The 16,823-nt window shown below is 71.1% G+C and carries 15 protein-coding genes; 5 read left to right on the forward strand and 10 right to left on the reverse strand.

Annotation, left to right across the window (positions count from 1 at the left end; translation table 11 throughout):
• Nucleotides 1-4 precede the first annotated feature (4 nt).
• Nucleotides 5-1,231 carry a DUF1501 domain-containing protein gene (locus tag BWR60_RS10515; protein WP_088150966.1) on the forward strand — a complete coding sequence of 409 codons (1,227 nt, stop codon included), beginning with the start codon at nt 5-7 and terminating at the stop codon, nt 1,229-1,231.
• Between the two features lie 7 nt (nt 1,232-1,238).
• On the opposite strand, the gene BWR60_RS10520 is transcribed toward BWR60_RS10515, so the two are convergent.
• From BWR60_RS10520 to BWR60_RS10540, 5 genes are all read right to left on the reverse strand, one after another.
• Nucleotides 1,239-1,445 carry a hypothetical protein gene (locus BWR60_RS10520; RefSeq protein ID WP_088150967.1) on the reverse strand — a complete coding sequence of 69 codons (207 nt, stop codon included), beginning with the start codon at nt 1,443-1,445 and terminating at the stop codon, nt 1,239-1,241.
• Nucleotides 1,446-1,552: 107 nt separating this feature from the next.
• Nucleotides 1,553-3,214 carry a 2-isopropylmalate synthase gene (gene leuA, locus BWR60_RS10525; protein ID WP_088150968.1) on the reverse strand — a complete coding sequence of 554 codons (1,662 nt, stop codon included), beginning with the start codon at nt 3,212-3,214 and terminating at the stop codon, nt 1,553-1,555.
• Nucleotides 3,215-3,565: 351 nt separating this feature from the next.
• Entirely contained in the window at nt 3,566-4,471 is a 906-nt protein-coding gene (locus tag BWR60_RS10530) for an alpha/beta hydrolase family esterase (protein ID WP_144445580.1), read from the reverse strand.
• A 5-nt stretch (nt 4,472-4,476) separates the two neighbouring features.
• The gene (moaB, locus tag BWR60_RS10535; protein WP_088150970.1) at nt 4,477-5,010 is read right to left on the reverse strand and encodes a molybdenum cofactor biosynthesis protein B; all 534 of its coding nucleotides are present in this window, start codon (nt 5,008-5,010) and stop codon (nt 4,477-4,479) included.
• 75 nt (nt 5,011-5,085) lie between these two features.
• Complete coding sequence (locus BWR60_RS10540) at nt 5,086-5,961, reverse strand: uracil-DNA glycosylase (protein WP_088150971.1); 876 nt, start codon at nt 5,959-5,961, stop codon at nt 5,086-5,088.
• Between the two features lie 170 nt (nt 5,962-6,131).
• On the opposite strand from BWR60_RS10540, the gene BWR60_RS10545 reads away from it, so the two are divergent.
• From BWR60_RS10545 to BWR60_RS10555, 3 genes are all read left to right on the forward strand, one after another.
• Nucleotides 6,132-7,778, forward strand: coding sequence for an electron transfer flavoprotein-ubiquinone oxidoreductase (locus BWR60_RS10545; RefSeq protein ID WP_088150972.1), 1,647 nt, complete (start codon nt 6,132-6,134; stop codon nt 7,776-7,778).
• Nucleotides 7,779-7,858: 80 nt separating this feature from the next.
• Nucleotides 7,859-8,272 (forward strand): iron response transcriptional regulator IrrA, encoded by a 414-nt coding sequence (gene irrA, locus BWR60_RS10550; RefSeq protein ID WP_088150973.1) that lies wholly within the window; start codon nt 7,859-7,861, stop codon nt 8,270-8,272.
• Between the two features lie 158 nt (nt 8,273-8,430).
• Complete coding sequence (locus tag BWR60_RS10555) at nt 8,431-8,853, forward strand: VOC family protein (RefSeq protein WP_088150974.1); 423 nt, start codon at nt 8,431-8,433, stop codon at nt 8,851-8,853.
• Nucleotides 8,854-8,857: 4 nt separating this feature from the next.
• On the opposite strand, the gene BWR60_RS10560 is transcribed toward BWR60_RS10555, so the two are convergent.
• Nucleotides 8,858-9,325, reverse strand: coding sequence for a phosphatase PAP2 family protein (locus BWR60_RS10560; protein ID WP_179221713.1), 468 nt, complete (start codon nt 9,323-9,325; stop codon nt 8,858-8,860).
• 171 nt (nt 9,326-9,496) lie between these two features.
• Between BWR60_RS10560 and BWR60_RS10565 the strand changes: the two genes are divergently transcribed.
• Entirely contained in the window at nt 9,497-12,076 is a 2,580-nt protein-coding gene (locus tag BWR60_RS10565) for a penicillin-binding protein 1A (RefSeq protein ID WP_088150976.1), read from the forward strand.
• A gap of 10 nt (nt 12,077-12,086) precedes the next feature.
• Here BWR60_RS10565 and glcF read toward each other — a convergent pair whose 3' ends face one another.
• The 4 genes from glcF to BWR60_RS10585 form a co-directional block, all read right to left on the reverse strand.
• On the reverse strand, nt 12,087-13,379 hold the full coding sequence (glcF, locus tag BWR60_RS10570; protein WP_088150977.1) for a glycolate oxidase subunit GlcF: 1,293 nt from the start codon (nt 13,377-13,379) through the stop codon (nt 12,087-12,089).
• Between the two features lie 131 nt (nt 13,380-13,510).
• The gene (locus tag BWR60_RS10575; RefSeq protein ID WP_088150978.1) at nt 13,511-13,771 is read right to left on the reverse strand and encodes a GlsB/YeaQ/YmgE family stress response membrane protein; all 261 of its coding nucleotides are present in this window, start codon (nt 13,769-13,771) and stop codon (nt 13,511-13,513) included.
• 89 nt (nt 13,772-13,860) lie between these two features.
• The gene (gene glcE, locus BWR60_RS10580) at nt 13,861-15,036 is read right to left on the reverse strand and encodes a glycolate oxidase subunit GlcE (protein WP_088150979.1); all 1,176 of its coding nucleotides are present in this window, start codon (nt 15,034-15,036) and stop codon (nt 13,861-13,863) included.
• A gap of 175 nt (nt 15,037-15,211) precedes the next feature.
• Nucleotides 15,212-16,699: an FAD-linked oxidase C-terminal domain-containing protein gene (locus tag BWR60_RS10585; RefSeq protein ID WP_088150980.1), complete on the reverse strand. Its 1,488-nt coding sequence runs from the start codon at nt 16,697-16,699 to the stop codon at nt 15,212-15,214.
• Nucleotides 16,700-16,823 lie beyond the last annotated feature (124 nt).

Raw genomic sequence — 16,823 nt, forward strand, 5'->3', positions numbered from 1 at the left:
GAGGATGGATCTGACCCGACGCCATCTTCTCGGCGGCCTCGCCGCCACCGCCGCGGCCACGGTGCTGCCGGCCCGGCTGCTGCTGGCCAAGGCGCCGATCGAGCAGCGCTTCGTCCTGATCATCATGCGCGGGGCGCTGGACGGGCTGGCGGCGATGCCGCCCTATGCCGACCCGGACCTGCGCGCGCTGCGCGCCGCGCTGGTGCCGCCCGACCTCGGCCGGGACGGCGGCATGGTCGACCTGGACGGCCGCTTCGCCCTCCATCCCGCCCTGGCGCCGCTGAAGGACTGGTACACCGAGGGCAGCTTCCTGCCACTGCACGCCGTGGCCTCGCCCTATCGCGACCGGTCACATTTCGATGGCCAGGACCTGCTGGAGACAGGATCCGCGCGGCTGGACGGCACCCGCGACGGCTGGCTGAACCGCACGCTGGGCCTGATCGGCGCCACCGACCGGCGCTTCGGCATCGCCTTCGCCGAGGAGATCCCGCTGGTGCTGCGCGGCGCCACGCCCGTCACCTCCTGGCTGCCGGACAAGCCGACCGGCCTGCCGCCGGGCTTCCCCGACTTGGTCGCCCGGCTGTACGACCAGGACCCGGCGCTGCACGCGGCCTATGCCTCGGGCCTCGACACCACCGCCTTCGGCCGGCAGATCCAGGGGCTGGTGCAGACCGCCTCCGCGGGCTCCTCCGGCCAGGGCGCGATGGCCGCCCCCGCGGCCGGCGCCGACCTCAAGCTGGCCGAGGCCGCCGGCCGGTTCCTGGCCGACCCCGCCGGCTCGCGCATCGCGGTGATGGAGCTGTATGGCTGGGACACGCATGTGCAGCAGGTGAAACGGCTGGACCGGCTGCTGGCCGCCTATGCCGCGACGCTGCAGGCGCTGCGCACCGGGCTGGGCGAATCCTGGAGGCAGACCGCGATCCTGACGGTGACGGAGTTCGGCCGCACCGCCGCGGCCAACGGCTCGGGCGGCACCGACCACGGCACCGGCTCGGTCGCCTTTCTGGCCGGCGGCGCGGTGCATGGCGGACGGGTGCTGGCCGACTGGCCGGGCCTCGCGTCAAGCAAGCTGTACCAGGGCCGCGACCTGGCCCCGACCACCGACCTGCGCGCCGTGGTCAAGGGCGTGTTCCGCGACCATCTGCGCCTGCCGGAGGACGCGCTGAATCGCGTCGTCTTCCCCGACAGCACCGAGGCGCCGCCGATGCGGGAGCTGGTGCGGAAGGCGTGAGCGCCCGTCAGGTGTCGAGCTTGCCCAGCCCGATGGTGGCGAGGAGGACGCTGCCGTCATTGGTCAGCGCCCATTTGCCCTGCCGCTCCTCGACCAGCCCCCGGGCCTGCAGGCCCAGGCGCACGGCATCGGCGACGCCGGGCTCGTGGCGGTGGATGCGCCCCAGCGCGTCCTTTTCCTCGGCGGACAGGTCCTCGGGTCGAAGCTGCGGCATGGTCCCCTCCTCCGGTCGCCGCGCCGGCGGGCTGCCGTCGCGCCTTCCACAACGCCCGGCGACCCGATCCGGGTCCGCCTGGATAGCGGACCCGGCCGGCCCGGGCCTCAGACGGCGCCCTTGCGGGCCCCGCGATTGACGGCGCCGGCCACGGCCTTGAGCGAGGCCATGACGATGTTGCTGTCGATGCCGACGCCGAACAGCGTCCTGCCGCCGACCCGGGCCTCGACATAGGTCGCGGCGCTGGAATCGGAGCCGCTGCGCAGCGCGTGCTCGCGATAGTCGACGATGTCGACATCGGCCCCGATCTCCTGATGGAGCGCGTCGACGAAGGCGTTGAGCGGGCCGTTGCCCTCGCCCCGGATCGTCTTCTCCACCCCGTCGATCTTCACCTGCGCCTCGATGTGGCGCTCGCCGCGGCCGGTCGGCAGCGTGGTGTGGCCGACGACCTCGACCCGGCCGGGGGCGAGGTATTCCTGCTCGAACTCCTGCCAGATCACCTTGGAGGAGATCTCCTTGCCGGTCTCGTCGGCCAGCTTCTGGATCACCTGGCTGAACTCCACCTGCAGCTTGCGCGGCAGATCGAGCCCATGGTCGGTCAGCAGGAGGTAGGCGACGCCGCCCTTTCCGGACTGGCTGTTGACCCGGATCACCGCCTCGTAGCTGCAGCCGATGTCCTGCGGGTCGATCGGCAAATACGGCACCTCCCACAGCCCGCTGTTGCTCTTCTCCATGGCCGCGAAGCCCTTCTTGATCGCGTCCTGGTGCGAGCCGGAGAAGGCGGTGAACACCAGCTCGCCGCCATAGGGGTGGCGCGGATGCACCGGCAGCTGGTTGCAGTATTCGACGGTGCGGACGATCTCGCCGACATCATGCAGGTCGAGCCCGGGGTCGACGCCCTGGGTGAACATGTTCAGCCCCAGCGTGACGATGTCGACATTGCCGGTGCGCTCGCCATTGCCGAACAGCGTGCCCTCGACGCGGTCGGCGCCGGCCATCAGGGCCAGCTCGGTCGCGGCGATGCCGGTGCCGCGGTCATTGTGCGGATGCACCGACAGCACGAAGCTGTCGCGCCGGGCGAAGTTGCGGTGGCACCACTCGATCTGGTCGGCATAGACGTTCGGCGTCGCCATCTCCACCGTCGCCGGCAGGTTCAGGATCGCCTTCTTCTCCGGCGTCGGCTGCCAGGCGTCGAGCACGGCGCCGCAGATGTCGCGGGCATAGTCCAGCTCGGTGCCGGTGAAGCTTTCCGGCGAGTACTGGAACACGATCTCGGTCTCCGGCACCGTCGGCACCAGCTCCTTGATCAGCTTGGTGCCGCGCACCGCGATCTCGGTGATGCCGTCGCGGTCGAGGCCGAACACCACCCGGCGCTGCAGCGTCGAGGTCGAGTTGTAGAGATGGACGATCGCCCGTTTCGCGCCGCGGATGGCGTCGAAGGTGCGGCGGATCAGCTCCTCGCGCGACTGGGTCAGCACCTGGATGGTGACGCCGTCGGGGATCAGGCCGTTGTCGATCAGGTGGCGGACGAAGTCGAAATCGGTCTGCGAGGCGGCGGGGAAGCCGACCTCGATCTCCCTGAAGCCCAGGCCGACCAGCAGGTCCCACATGCGCTGCTTGCGGTCGGTGCCCATCGGCTCGATCAGGGCCTGGTTGCCGTCGCGGAGGTCGACCGAGCACCAGATCGGGGCGCGATCGATGACGCGGTTCGGCCATTGCCGGTCGGTGAGCGCCACGGTCTGCACCGGGCGGTACTTGTCGATCGGCATTCCGGGTTTAGAGGGGCCGGGTTTGGATTGGATCGCGGACATCGGATTTCTCTCTCGCACCGGCCGGCGGGGGCCGGAAATATCAGGATAGGGCGAATTGACGACGGGCGCATGACATGGATGCGCCAAGGGGCCGCCGGGCGCGCGATGCGCCGCTCAGCGGCCGGTGATAAGTCGCAGCAGGTCCCGATGCGTGCGGGAAGAAACCTGTCGGTACGATCGGTCGGGAGTCATGGAGAGGATCCGGAGAAGAGGTCGCAACAGCTTCGGTGTCGACGCCCCCCACCCTGTACGGGCGGGGCGCCGATCAGATAAGTCGAAGCGTGCTTAGCCGGATCACCATGCCCCCACCTAAGGGGCGGGCGGCCGCTCTGTCAACTGAATCCGCTGGTCGGTGACGCGGTCGAAGAAGCCGATGATGGTCGGGCCGGTGCCGTCCGGCCAGCCATGGGAATAGGGGCGCTTGCGGTTGAAGGTCGACGGCAGGTCGCAGAACACCACCGGGTCGGCGATGCCGGTCTTGCCCCAGCGCTTGCAGCGGAAGGCGGCGTCGGCCTCGACCGGCGTGGCGGCCAGCCGGTTCTGGGCGATGCGCTTGTCGCGCTCGGTGATGCCCTGGCTGTAGGGCACCATGTTGTCCTTCGGGTTGTGCAGCAGGATCGCCGCCACCTCGCCCTGGCAGGGCCGGACGCTGCCGATGCCGCCGGCCACCACGGCGGTGGCGCGGAACACCCCGGCGCGGCCGCAGGACAGGTCGTTGACGAAGCTGCCGCCCATCGAATGGCCGGCGGCGAAGATCTGGTTCTGGTCGACGCACAGCGTCGCCTTCAGCCGGGCCAGCAGGGTGTCGACATAGGCCATGTCGCGATCGGCCCTGCCGCCCCAGCCGCCCTGCGCCTGCGGATAGACCACGATCGCCGGGCGTGCCGTGGAGCCCTCGAGGTCGAAATAGGTCTTCACCTTTTCGGCTGTGCCGGTGCGGCCGTGGAAGGCCAGGATCAGCCGGGTGGGCCGGGATTTGTCGTAGCCGCTCGGCAGGTCGACGATGTAGCGCCAGGACGCGCCCTGGAACTTCAGTGTCTGGGTGCCCTCCGCGGCGGGGATGCCGCAGCCGCTGGTCGGAAGCGGCGGCAGCTGGGCCACATTGGCGCCCGGCGCGGTGGTGGAGCGGGAGCCGCCGCCCGGCGCGGCACAGGCGGCCACGGCGAGCAGGCAGGCGAGGGCGGCCAGCCGGCCGGCGCGGAGAAGGACGTTCATGGCGGTCATCTCTCGAGGAGGCGCGGCATCAGCTCGACGAAGTTGCAGGGCCGGAACCGGTTGTCGAGCTGGTCCTTCAGGATCAGGTCCCAGGCGTCGCGGCAGGCGGAGGGCGAGCCCGGCAGCGCGAACAGATAGGTGCCGCCGGCGACGCCCGCGGTCGCCCGGCTCTGGATCGTCGAGGTGCCGATCTTGTCGTAGGACAGCCAGCGGAACAGCTCGCCGAAGCCGGGGATGTGCTTCTCATAGACCGCGTGGAATGCCTCGGGCGTCACATCGCGGCCGGTGACGCCGGTGCCGCCGGTGGCGATCACCGTGTCGATCTCGGGGTCGGCGATCCACGCCCGCAGCTGCGCCTCGATCGCGGCCTGGTCGTCCTTGACGATGCGCCGGTCGCGCACGGCATGGCCGGCCGCGGCGATGCGCTCGGCCAGCGTGTCGCCGGACTTGTCGTCGGCCGCCGTCCGCGTGTCGGACACGGTCAGCAGCGCGATGTTGACGGCGATGAACGGGCGTGAGTCGTCGATCCGGCCCGGCATGCGTCCCCCCAAGCGGTGGTCGAACGAAGCGGCCAAGCTAGCCGACGGAATGCGCCGGGAAAAGTGAAACGACGGTCAGGTCACGGACGCGAAGCCGCAGCCCAGCTCCTGCATCCGGCGCTTCAGCACCAAGAGGTCGCGCCAGACGTCGCGTTTCATGCCCGGCTGCCGCAGGATGAAGGCCGGGTGGTAGATCGGCATGGTCGGCACCGGCGCCGGCAGGTCCGGGAAGGAGCGGTCGTACCAGCGGCCATGGATGCGGGTGATGCCCTCGCGCGTCGCCAGCAGCGCCGCGGCCGAGGTGCCGCCGGCGCAGAGCAGGATCTTCGGCTGCATCAGGGCGATGTGCCGCTCGATGAAGGGCAGCGAGATCGCGATCTCCGACGCGTTCGGCTGGCGGTTGCCGGGCGGGCGCCAGTTGACGATGTTGGAGATGTAGACCGTGGTCCGGTCGAGGCCGATCGCCGCCAGCATGCGGTCCAGGAGCTTGCCGGACTGGCCGACGAAGGGCTTGCCCAGCCGGTCCTCCTCCGCCCCCGGCGCCTCGCCGACGATCATGATGTCGGCCTCGGGATTGCCGTCGGCGAACACCATCTGGGTGGCGGTGGCCTTCAGCCCGCAGCCATCGAAGGCGGCCAGCGCGGCCGCCAGCTCCTCCAGCGTATTGCAGCCGGCGGCGATGCGGCGGGCGTCGCCGGTGGCGGCGTCGCTGCCCGGCAGCACCGTGGCGGCGACCGCGCGGACAGGGGCAGCAGCGGGAGTGGACTGGACTGGTTGCGGCGGTGCCGCCTGGACGGGAGCCATCGCCATCGGCGCCGGCCCGGCCGTGCGCGGCCGGCCGAGCGCGCCCGGATCGTCGCCGATCGACTCGTCGACGCCGGCGTCCTGGTACCATCTCAGCAGGGCGATGATCTCGGCGGGCTGCACGGCTGATTCGCTGATCCTGTCCATGCGCTAGAAGCCGCCGGGCCGGCCGGCCTGTCAACCCTGGCCGGCCTGCCGCAGCGTCACCGGGGCCTGGGCGTCGCAACCGGAGCCAAAGCCGGCGCGACATGATCGGCCATTCGATTCCGGGGATGCATTTCTGTAGCATGCCGCCAACCGAACGACAGGGACGCGCGATGGAACGCGAATCGATGGAATACGACGTCGTGATCGTGGGCGCGGGGCCGGCGGGCCTCGCGGCGGCGATCCGGCTGAAGCAGAAGGCGGCGGAGACGGGGCGCGAGGTCAGTGTCTGCGTGCTGGAGAAGGGGTCCGAGGTCGGCGCCCACATCCTGTCGGGTGCGGTCTTGGACCCGCGCGCGCTGAACGAGCTGATCCCCGACTGGAAGGACAAGGGCGCGCCGCTGGACACCCCGGTGACGCAGGACGAGTTCCACTACTACACCGGCGTCAGCAGCTTCCGCTTCCCCAATTTCGGGCTGCCGAAGGAGCTGCACAACCACGGCAACTACATCGTCAGCATGGGGCTGGTGACGCGCTGGATGGCGCAGCAGGCCGAGGCGCTGGGGGTGGAGATCTATCCCGGCTTCGCCGCGGCCGAGGTGCTGTACCACGAGGACGGGTCGGTCAAGGGCGTGGCCACCGGCGACATGGGCATCGGCAAGGACGGGCAGCCGACCGGCAACCACACGCCGGGCATGGAGCTGCACGCCAAATACACGCTGATCGGCGAGGGCGTGCGCGGCTCCCTGGCCAAGATGCTGATGGAGCGCTTCACCCTGCGCGCCCACTGCGACCCGCAGACCTTCGGCCTGGGCGTGAAGGAAGTGTGGGAGGTGAAGCCGGAGAACCACCGGCGCGGCCTGGTGCAGCACGGCTTCGGCTGGCCGCTGGACAACGAGACCTATGGCGGCAGCTGGATCTACCATTTCGGCGAGAACCTGGTCTCGATCGGCTATGTCGTCGCGCTGGACTACAAGAACCCGTATCTGTCGCCGTTCGAGGAGTTCCAGCGCTTCAAGACCCACCCGCTGATCCGGCCGACGCTGGAGGGCGGCAAGCGCCTGGCCTATGGCGGCCGCGCCATCAACGAGGGCGGGCTGCAGTCGATCCCGAAGCTGACCTTCCCGGGCGGCTGCCTGATCGGCTGCTCCGCCGGCTTCGTCAACGTGCCGCGGATCAAGGGCAACCACACCGCGATGAAGAGCGGCATGGTCTGCGCCGAGGCGGTGTTCGACGCCCTGGCCGAGGGCCGCGAGGGCCATGACGAGGTCACCGCCTATCCGGATCGGCTGAAGGCGAGCTGGCTGTGGCAGGAGCTGACGGTGGTGCGCAACTGCCGCCCGGCCTTCCGCTGGGGCACCCTCCTGGGCACGCTCTATTCCGGCCTGGAGCTGTGGACCCGCGGCAAGCTGCCCTGGACCCTGCGCCACAAGCATGCCGACAACGAGACGCTGCGCCCGGCCGCGCAGTCGAAGAAGATCGACTATCCGAAGCCGGACGGGGTGATCACCTTCGACCGCCTCTCCTCGGTGTTCCTGTCGAACACCAACCATGAGGAGAACCAGCCGTCGCATCTGAAGCTGAAGGACCCGTCGATCCCGATCGCCTATACCCTGAAGGTGTTCGACGAGCCGGCGCAGCGCTACTGCCCGGCCGGGGTGTACGAGGTGGTGCGCAACGAGGACGGCAGCGACCCGCGCTTCGTGATCAACGCGCAGAACTGCGTGCACTGCAAGACCTGCGACATCAAGGATCCGAAGCAGAACATCGTCTGGACCGTGCCGGAGGGCGGCGGCGGCCCGAATTACCAGATGATGTGAGGCGAACCACCGCTACCGCGGGGGTGTTGTTCCATCGGCACGCACAGATTATTGTGCGGATGGATCATTGCAGGATCAGAATGACGGACGCCCCTACCAACGCCCCCGTCGACCGGCTGATCGAGGCCGGGCTGCGGCCGACCCGCCAGCGCGTGGCGCTGGCGCAGCTGCTGTTCGACGGCTGCGACCGCCACGTCACCGCCGAAGCGCTGCACGGCGCGGCGCTGGCGGCCGGCCAGGCCATGGCGCTGGCGACCGTCTACAACACCCTGCACCAGTTCACCGAGGCCGGCCTGCTGCGCGAGGTGGTGGTCGAGGCCGGGCGGTCCTACTTCGACACCAACATCCACGACCACCATCATTTCTACCACGAATCGACCGGCGAGCTGCGCGACGTCCATGGCGACGCCGTGGTGGTCTCGGCCCTGCCGGACGCCCCGGCCGGCACCCGCATCGCCCGGGTGGATGTGGTGATCCGCCTCACCGACAAGTGAGGCCGTCCGGAAATGCTACTGGTGCGGCCGTCTGACGGCGGTTTCTCCGCTTCCGGTGCTCACGCACCCAATGTGCGCTGCGCTCCGGTTCTCGAAACCACCGCCAGCCGACTCACACCAGCGCATTTCCGGACGGCCTCAAAAGAGGGTCACCTCCCATGACCGCCGCGCCGCGCATCGACGGCCTGCTCGAGACCGCGCTCTATGTCGCCGATCTGGACCGGTCCGCCGCCTTCTACGAGCAGGTGCTGGGCCTGCCCGTGATGCTGCGCAGCCCGCGGCTGGTGGCGCTGGATGCCGGCCGCCAGGGCGTGCTGCTGCTGTTCCTGGCCGGCGCCACCTCCGAGGACGTGGTCGATGCCCCCGGCACCATCCCGGGGCATGAGGGCACGGGGCGGCTGCACATGGCCTTCGCCGTGCCGGCCGGCAGCCTCGACGCCTGGCGCCAGCGCCTGGCCGAGGCCGGCGTGGCCCTGACGGGAGAGATGGGCTGGTCGCGCGGCGGCGCCAGCCTCTACTTCTCCGACCCCGATGGCCATGTCATCGAGCTGGCGACCCCGGGGCTGTGGCCGAACTACTGAGGCTTCAAACCGCCGATGCGCGGCGCGGCCAGCGGAAGCGCGCGACGGTCCCGGCGACAAGAACGGAGATGCCGCCCAGCGCCAGGCCCACCACGACGTCGCCGACGGTGTGGCCGCCAACCGTCATGACCGCGCCGACGGCCAGGATCAACGCCGCCGCGACCGTGACGCGGGCCCGCGTCCAACGTGGCCAGACCAGCGCCGCCAGCGTCGTCACCGCCACCACGACCAGTGCCGAGTGGCCGCTGGGCAGCACCACCCCGACCTGGCCGAATCCTTCCGGATGCCAGTCGACGGCGGCCCGCGCGGCCCGGACCGTGACGACGGCCATGGCCAGCGCCGCCAGGCTGAACACGGCCAGCCGCCGACGGCCGTGCGCCAGGGCGACGGCCGCGACGATCACCTGCAGCGGCACCACGACGTACCACCAGCCCAGCAGGCCGATCGACATCAGGAGAACGATCGGTTTCATGCCGATATCATCCCATGCGCGGGGCCGCGGATGAAGCGGCATGGCAGCGCAGGTGATATCGCCCTATCTCACTTTCCACAGCCTCCGCATGGCTTCATCGAGCAGAAGGCGTTTCCGATTCGCCGGCCGAACGTTTAGTAAGAGACGCCCTGGGACCAGTGAACCGCCCGCATGTCCGCCAGCTTTTCCGTCGCCGCCGTCCTGCTGAAGCTCCTGGCCACCGCCGCCGGACCGGAGCTGCACCTGCCCGATGCCAGCCAGCTCGCCGCCTATCAGCCGCCCGAGACTACCCGGATCTACGCCGCCGACGGGTCGCTGCTGCGCGAGTATTACGTCGAGAACCGGGTGGTGGTGCCGCTGTCGAGCCTGCCGCCCTATCTGGTGCAGGCCTTCATCTCGGCCGAGGACCAGAATTTCCGGCACCATCACGGCGTCGATCCCGCCGGCCTGGCCCGCGCCGTGGTCGCCAATGTCAAGAACCTGCGCAGCGGCCGGCGGCTCGAGGGCGGCTCGACCATCACCCAGCAGGTGGCCAAGAACCTACTGCTGACCAACGAGGTCAGCGCCCTCCGCAAGATCCGTGAGCTGATCCTCGCCTTCGAGATCGAGCACAATTTCTCCAAGGACCAGATCCTGGAGATGTACCTCAACGAGATCTATCTCGGCCGCGGCGCCTATGGCGTCGGCGCGGCCTCGGCCCGCTATTTCGGCAAGCCGCCGGTCGAGCTGTCGCTGTCCGAGGCGGCGTATCTGGCGGCGTTGCCAAAGGCGCCGAACAACTACAACCCGGTCACCCGGCCGGACGCCGCCCGCGCCCGCCGCGACTACGTGCTGGACCGCATGGCCCAGGACGGCGCCATCACCGCCGAACAGGCGGCCGCCGCCAAGGCCGAGCCGCTGGCGGTGCGCGCGCAAGCGCCGCTGGAGACCGTGCACGCCCCCTATTTCGCCGAGGAGGTGCGCCGGTCGCTGCGCCGCTCCTTCGGCAACGACCAGCTCTATCGCGGCGGGCTGGCGGTGCGCACCACGCTGGATCCGCGGCTGCAGGTCTTCGCCGACCGGGCGCTGCGCGCCGGGCTGGAGCGGTTCGACCGCAACCGCGGCTGGCGCGGGCCGATCACCAACATCTCGGCGATGCTGGACCTGCCGGCCTCGGCCCAGGCCGTGGCGCAGGCCGAGGCCGCCCAGGCGCCGGCCCAGCAGGCCTCCCCGCCCCCGGCGCAGCAGGGCCGGCTGCTCGGCGCGCTGTCGGCCATGGGCGTGCACGTGCCGGAGCAGCAGGAGCCGAAGCCCGCGGTGGCGCCGACCGCCCCGCCGAAGGATGAGCGTCCGGTGTGGCAGCGCTTCCTGACCGGCATCGACCGCCCGGCCGACATCGACGGCTGGGACCTGGCCGTGGTGCTGGAGGTCGACCGCCAGGCCGCGGTGATCGGGCTGGAGGACGGCAGCCAGGGCCGCATCGACCGCAGCGACATGACCTGGGCCCGCCGGGTCGAGAACGGCCGCATGGGCCGCCAGGTCGGCGGCGCCGACGACGTGCTGGCCAAGGGCGACGTGATCTGGGTGCAGCCGGCGACGGCCAAGGCCTCGGCGCCGCAGCTGGCCGCCTATTCGCTGCGCCAGGTGCCGGAGGTGTCGGGCGCGCTGGTCGCGATCGAGCCCTTCACCGGCAAGGTGCTGGCCATGTCGGGCGGCTTCGACTTCTCGCTCAGCGAGTTCAATCGCGCCACCCAGGCGCAGCGCCAGCCGGGCTCGGCCTTCAAGCCCTTCGTCTACCTGTCGGCGCTGGAGCATGGCTACACCCCGTCCAGCCTGATCTACGACACGCCGATCTCGGTCGACCAGGGCCAGGGCGCCGGCCGCTACCGGCCGCGCAACTACGGCGGCGGCTTCATCGGCCTGGCCACGCTGCGTTCCGGCGTCGAGCGGTCGCGCAACGTCATGACCATCCGCCTGCTGGTCGAGATGGGGCTGCAGCCGGTGAAGCAGACGGCGGAGGCCTTCGGTATCTACCAGAACATGCCGCTGTACCCGGCGATGGGCCTGGGCGCCGGCGAGACCACGCCGCTGAAGCTGACCACCGGCTACGCCACCATCGCCAATGGCGGCTACCAGATCAGCCCCTATCTGATCGAGCGGGTGCAGGACCGCGACGGCCGCAGCCTGCGGCAGCCGGGCGTGACCGGCCCGGACCGGGCCGACTGCATCCCCTGCGCCGCCCCGGCCTGGACCGGCCAGGCGGCGCCGCAGCGGCCGCGCGGGCAGGAGCTGGACGACCCGATCGCCAACTACCAGATGATCTCGATCCTGCAGGGCGTCACCCAGCGCGGCACCGCCGCCCGCCTCGCCGGGCTGGGTCTGCCGCTGGCAGGCAAGACCGGCACCACCAACGATTCGAACGACGCCTGGTTCGTCGGTTTCTCGCCGAAGCTCGCGGTCGGCATCTATGTCGGCTACGATAAGCCGCGCAGCCTGGGCGCCGGCGCCACCGGCGGCTCGATCGCGGTGCCGATCTTCAGCGACTTCATCAAGGACGCGCTGGCCGGCAGCGATCCGGGCGCCTTCGCGGTGCCGCCGGGCGTCAGCTTCGCCTATGTCGACCGCCGCAACGGCTATGCCGCCGAGGCGGGCGGGTCGGACGTGATCATGGAGGCGTTCCGCCCCGGCACCGAGCCCGGCCCGCCGCCGGTCGCCGACACCTTCGGCGAGACCACGCAGGATGCGCTGACGGGAACGGGCGGCCTTTACTAGGCGTCCGGCCTCACGCCGCGTCCAAGGCAGCCGGTCTGGGACCGCCGGTGGCCCAGTCCAAGAGCTCGACCGTGTGCACCACCGGCAGGGCGGTGCCCAGGCCGATCTGGGTGATGCAGCCGATGTTGCCGGCGGCGACCATCGCCGCCCCGGTGCTTTCCACCGCCCGCACCTTGCGCGCCCGCAACTCGTCCGCGATCTCCGGCTGCAGCAGGTTGTAGGTGCCGGCCGAGCCGCAGCAGAGATGCCCGTCCGGCACCTCGCGCAGCTCGAACCCCGCGGCGGCCAGCAGGCGGCGCGGCGGCGCCGCGATGCGCTGGCCGTGCTGCATCGAGCAGGCGGAGTGGTAGGCCACGGCCTGCCCCGTCGGCCGCGCCGGCGGCTGCAGCCCGACCTCGTCCATCAGCTCGGTGACGTCCTTGGCCAGGGCCGAGACCCTGGCGGCACGCCCGGCCCAGGCCGGGTCGGCGCGGAACATGTGGCCGTAATCCTTGACCGTGGTGCCACAGCCGGAGGTGTTGACGACGATGGCGTCGAGGCCGCCCTCCTCCACCACCCGGCCCCAGGCTTCGATATTGGCCCGGGCCGAGGCCAGCGCCGCCTCCTCCCGTCCCATATGGTGGGTCAGCGACCCGCAGCAGCCGGCGCCTGGCGCCACCACCACCTCGACCCCGTGGCGGGTCAGCAGGCGGATCGTGGATTCGTTGATGCCCGGGTCCAGCACCGTCTGGGCGCAGCCGGACAAGAGCGCCACCCGACGCTTCCGCACTCCCTCGGCGGCGAAGACCTGCGGCCGGTCGACCGGGCTGGGCGGCGGCAGCCGGCGCGGCGCCAGCGCCAGCATGGCGCGCAGCCGCTTCGGCAGCAGCCCCGCCACCGGCCGTGCCGCCATCGCCCCGATCAGCGCCAGGCGGAACAGCCGCGGCCGAGGCAGCACCGCCGCCAGCAGCGCCCGGATCGCCCGATCCTGCAGCGGCCGGCGATAGGTCTTCTCCACCACCGCGCGGCCGTGGTCGACCAGGTGCATGTAGTGCACGCCCGATGGGCAGGTGGTCATGCAGGACAGGCAGGACAGGCAGCGGTCGAGATGCCTGGCGACGCTGGCCGGCGCCGGGCCGCCGCCCTCCAGCATCGACTTGATCTGGTAGATGCGGCCGCGCGGGCTGTCGAGCTCGTCGCCCAGCACCGTGTAGGTCGGGCAGGTGGCGAGGCAGAAGCCGCAATGCACGCAGCTGCGCAGGATCTGCTCCGACACCGCATTGTCCGGATCGGCCAGCTGCGCCAGCGAGAAATGAGTCTGCACCCGCACCCTCCCGTCGTTGCGCCGACACTAGCCTGCGGCGCGGAGGAATGGGAACCCGGCGGATGCTGCGCGCGCATCCGCCGGGATCGGTGCGGCAGGACGGCCGGCCCGAGGGCGGGCGGCCGGCTGCTTCAGCCGGCGCTGCTGCTGCGGCCGGCGATGACGCGGTAGATGATCAGCAGGATGACCGCGCCGATCACCCCCAGCACGAATTTCAGAAAGCCCTCTGGCTCGGCGATCCCAAATTGCTGGCCGAGCCAAGTGCCAACGAAAGAGCCGGCGATGCCCAGCAAGATGGTGATGATGAAGCCACCCGGGTCGCGCCCGGGCATCAGGAACTTCGCAACCAAGCCGATCACGAAACCGATGATGATGGTGACGATGATGCCCATGGGCTCTCCCTCCGCGGCGAGTCGACCGTCCAATCATAACCCATGAGCCCCCGGCGAGGTTTCCGGTCCTTTCGGACGCCCCAGGCCCGTCAGGCGATCATCCGTCCCGGCGACAGGATGCCCTTCGGGTCGAAGGCCTCGCGCACCCGGCGCCCCAGCGCCTCCAGCGCCGGCGGTTGCGGCTCGAACACCGGCAGCGCTGCGCGCAGCCCGGCCGGGGCGCGGACCAGCGTCGCATGCCCGCCGCCCGCAGCCGCGACCGCCGCCCGGATCGCGGCGGCCCCGGCGTCGCCGTCGGCCGGGACGGCGATCCAGACCAGCCCCCCGCCCCAGTCGAAATAATGCGCCCCGCCGGCGGCGGCCGCGACCCCGGGACCCGCGGTCGGCGCCACGGAGACCCGCCATACGGCCCGATCATCCGCAACGAAGGCCGCGACGTCGCGGATCCGGCGCCAGAGATCGACCGATTCGTCCGGATCCAGCACCGTCAGCGGCCCGGCATCGCCCAGCAGCTGCGACAGTGCCGCCACCCGGCTGTCGACAGAGGGGCCGAAGCCCTCGATCCGCACCAGGCTGCGCGCGGTGTCGCCGAGGATGCCGGCCGGCAGATGGGCGGCGCCCGAGACCTCGTAGGGGCTGGTCAGCGCCCGGGTCAGCACCGCGACGCCGGCGGCGTCATCCAGCCCGGCGACGGCGAGGGTGCGCACCGTCTCCGGCGCCGGCAGCACCTTGACCGTGATCCGGGTCATGGCGGCCAGCGTGCCGAAGGCCCCGGTCAGCAGCTTCGGCAGGTCGTAGCCGGTGACGTTCTTGACCACCCGGCCGCCCGATTTGAAGGCCTGGCCGCGGCCGGACACCGCCTCGATCCCCAGCACATGGTCGCGCGCGGCCCCGGCCTTCAGCCGGCGCGGGCCCGCGAGATTGCAGCCGACCGCGCCGCCCAGCGTGCCGGCGCCGGCCGGCCCGCCATAGAGCGGGCCGAGATCCGGCGGCTCGAAGGCCAGGGCCTGGCCGCTTGCGGCCAGCGCCGCCTCGATCTCCGCCATTCCCGTGCCGGGCCGGGCGGTCAGCACCAGCTCCTCCGGCTCGTACACCTCGATGCCGGCGAGGCCGGAGAGGTCGAGCGCATGCGCCGCCTGCACCGGCCGGCCGAAGCCGCGCTTGCTGCCGCGACCCGTCAGCTCCAGCGGCACCGCGCCGGCCAGGGCCCAGCGGACGATCTCGAGCACCTGGTCGTCGGTCTCGGGCTTCAGCGTCTCGGTCATCGATCGCACCAGGAATTGCAGGCGGCAGCCCCCTCACCCTCCCGCCGCCTGCGGCGTCGGGCCCCTCCCTCTCCCCAAGGAGAGGGGAGTTTCGCCTCTCCCCCGGGGAGAGGTCGGAACCGCGTCGGCGGTTCCGGGTGAGGGGGTGGCACCGGCCCATCGGCAGCGAGCGCCATCAGAAGCGCGGCAGGTCGGGGAAGCGGGTGGCGCCGTGGTGGATGTGCACCCGGCCGAGCTCGGCGCAGCGGTGCAGGGTCGGGAACACCTTGCCGGGGTTCAGCAGCCCGTCAGGGTCGAAGGCGCATTTCAGCCGCTGCTGCTGCGCCAGGTCCTCCGGCCCGAACTGCACCTCCATCAGGTCGCGCTTCTCGACCCCGACCCCATGCTCGCCGGTCAGCACCCCGCCGACCTCGACGCACAGCCGCAGGATGTCCGACCCGAATTCCTCGGCCTTCTCCAGCTCGCCCGGCACATTGGCATCGTACAGGATCAGCGGGTGCAGGTTGCCGTCGCCGGCGTGGAAGACATTGGCGACGCGCAGCCCATGACGGCGCGACATCTCCTGCATCCGGGCCAGCACCTCGGGCAGGCGCTTCCGCGGGATGGTGCCGTCCATGCAGTAATAGTCGGGGCTGATCCGGCCCACCGCCGGGAAGGCGGCCTTGCGCCCGGCCCAGAAGCGCAGCCGCTCCTCCTCGCTGGCGCTGACCACGCAGACGCTGGCGCCGCAGTCGCGGCCGATCGCTTCGACCCGCTCGATCAGGTGGTCGACCTCGGCCTCCGGGCCGTCCAGCTCGCAGATCAGCAGCGCCTCGACATCCAGCGGGTAGCCGGCCTTGACGAAGGCCTCGGCCGCATGGATGGCGGGCTTGTCCATCATCTCCAGCCCGCCGGGAATGATGCCGGCGCCGATGATGCGGGCGACGCAGTCGCCGCCGGCCTCCGACGACGGGAAGCCCATCAGCACCGCGCGCTGGGTGGCCGGGCGGCGCAGCAGCCGCACCGTCACCTCGGTGACCACGGCCAGCAGCCCCTCCGAGCCGGTGAGCACGCCGAGCAGGTCGTATCCGGGCGAATCGAGATGCTTGCCGCCGAGGCGCAGCACGGTGCCGTCGATCAGCACCACCTCCAGCCCCAGCACGTTGTTGGTGGTCAGCCCGTATTTCAGGCAGTGCACGCCGCCGGAATTCTCCGCGATGTTGCCGCCGATGGTGCAGGCGATCTGGCTGGACGGGTCGGGCGCGTAATAGAAGCCGGCATGGGCGACGGCGTTGGTGATGCCGAGATTGGTGACCCCCGGCTGCACCCGGGCGCAACGGTTGTCGAAGTCGATCTCGAGCACGCGGTTGAACTTGCCGAGGCCGAGCAGCACGCCGTCCTCCAGCGGCAAAGCGCCGCCGGACAGCGAGGTGCCGGCGCCGCGCGGCACCACCTTCACCCCCATCTCGTGGCAGGTGCGCAGCACCGCCGAGACCTGGGCGGTGGTCGAGGGCAGCACCACGATCATCGGCAGGGTGCGATAGGCGGTCAGCCCGTCCGACTCGTAGGCCCGGCGCTCGGTCTCCGCCGTGATCACGCCCTCGCCCGGCACGATGGCGCGCAGCGCCGCGGCGATCTCCTCGCGGCGCGCCAGGATGGCGGCATCGGGGGCTGGCATCTTCATCGGCGGAACCTCCGCCGCGACGATAGGAAGGCCGGGCCGATCCGGCAAGCCAGGGCAGCCCGCCGGCAACGAAAAAGGCCGCGTCCGGGGACGCGGCCTTCGATCGTCTCAAGGAGCGGCTGAG

The organism is Inquilinus limosus, from assembly GCF_002195995.1.
In the GTDB taxonomy this organism is placed as follows: Bacteria; Pseudomonadota; Alphaproteobacteria; order DSM-16000; family Inquilinaceae; genus Inquilinus; species Inquilinus limosus_C.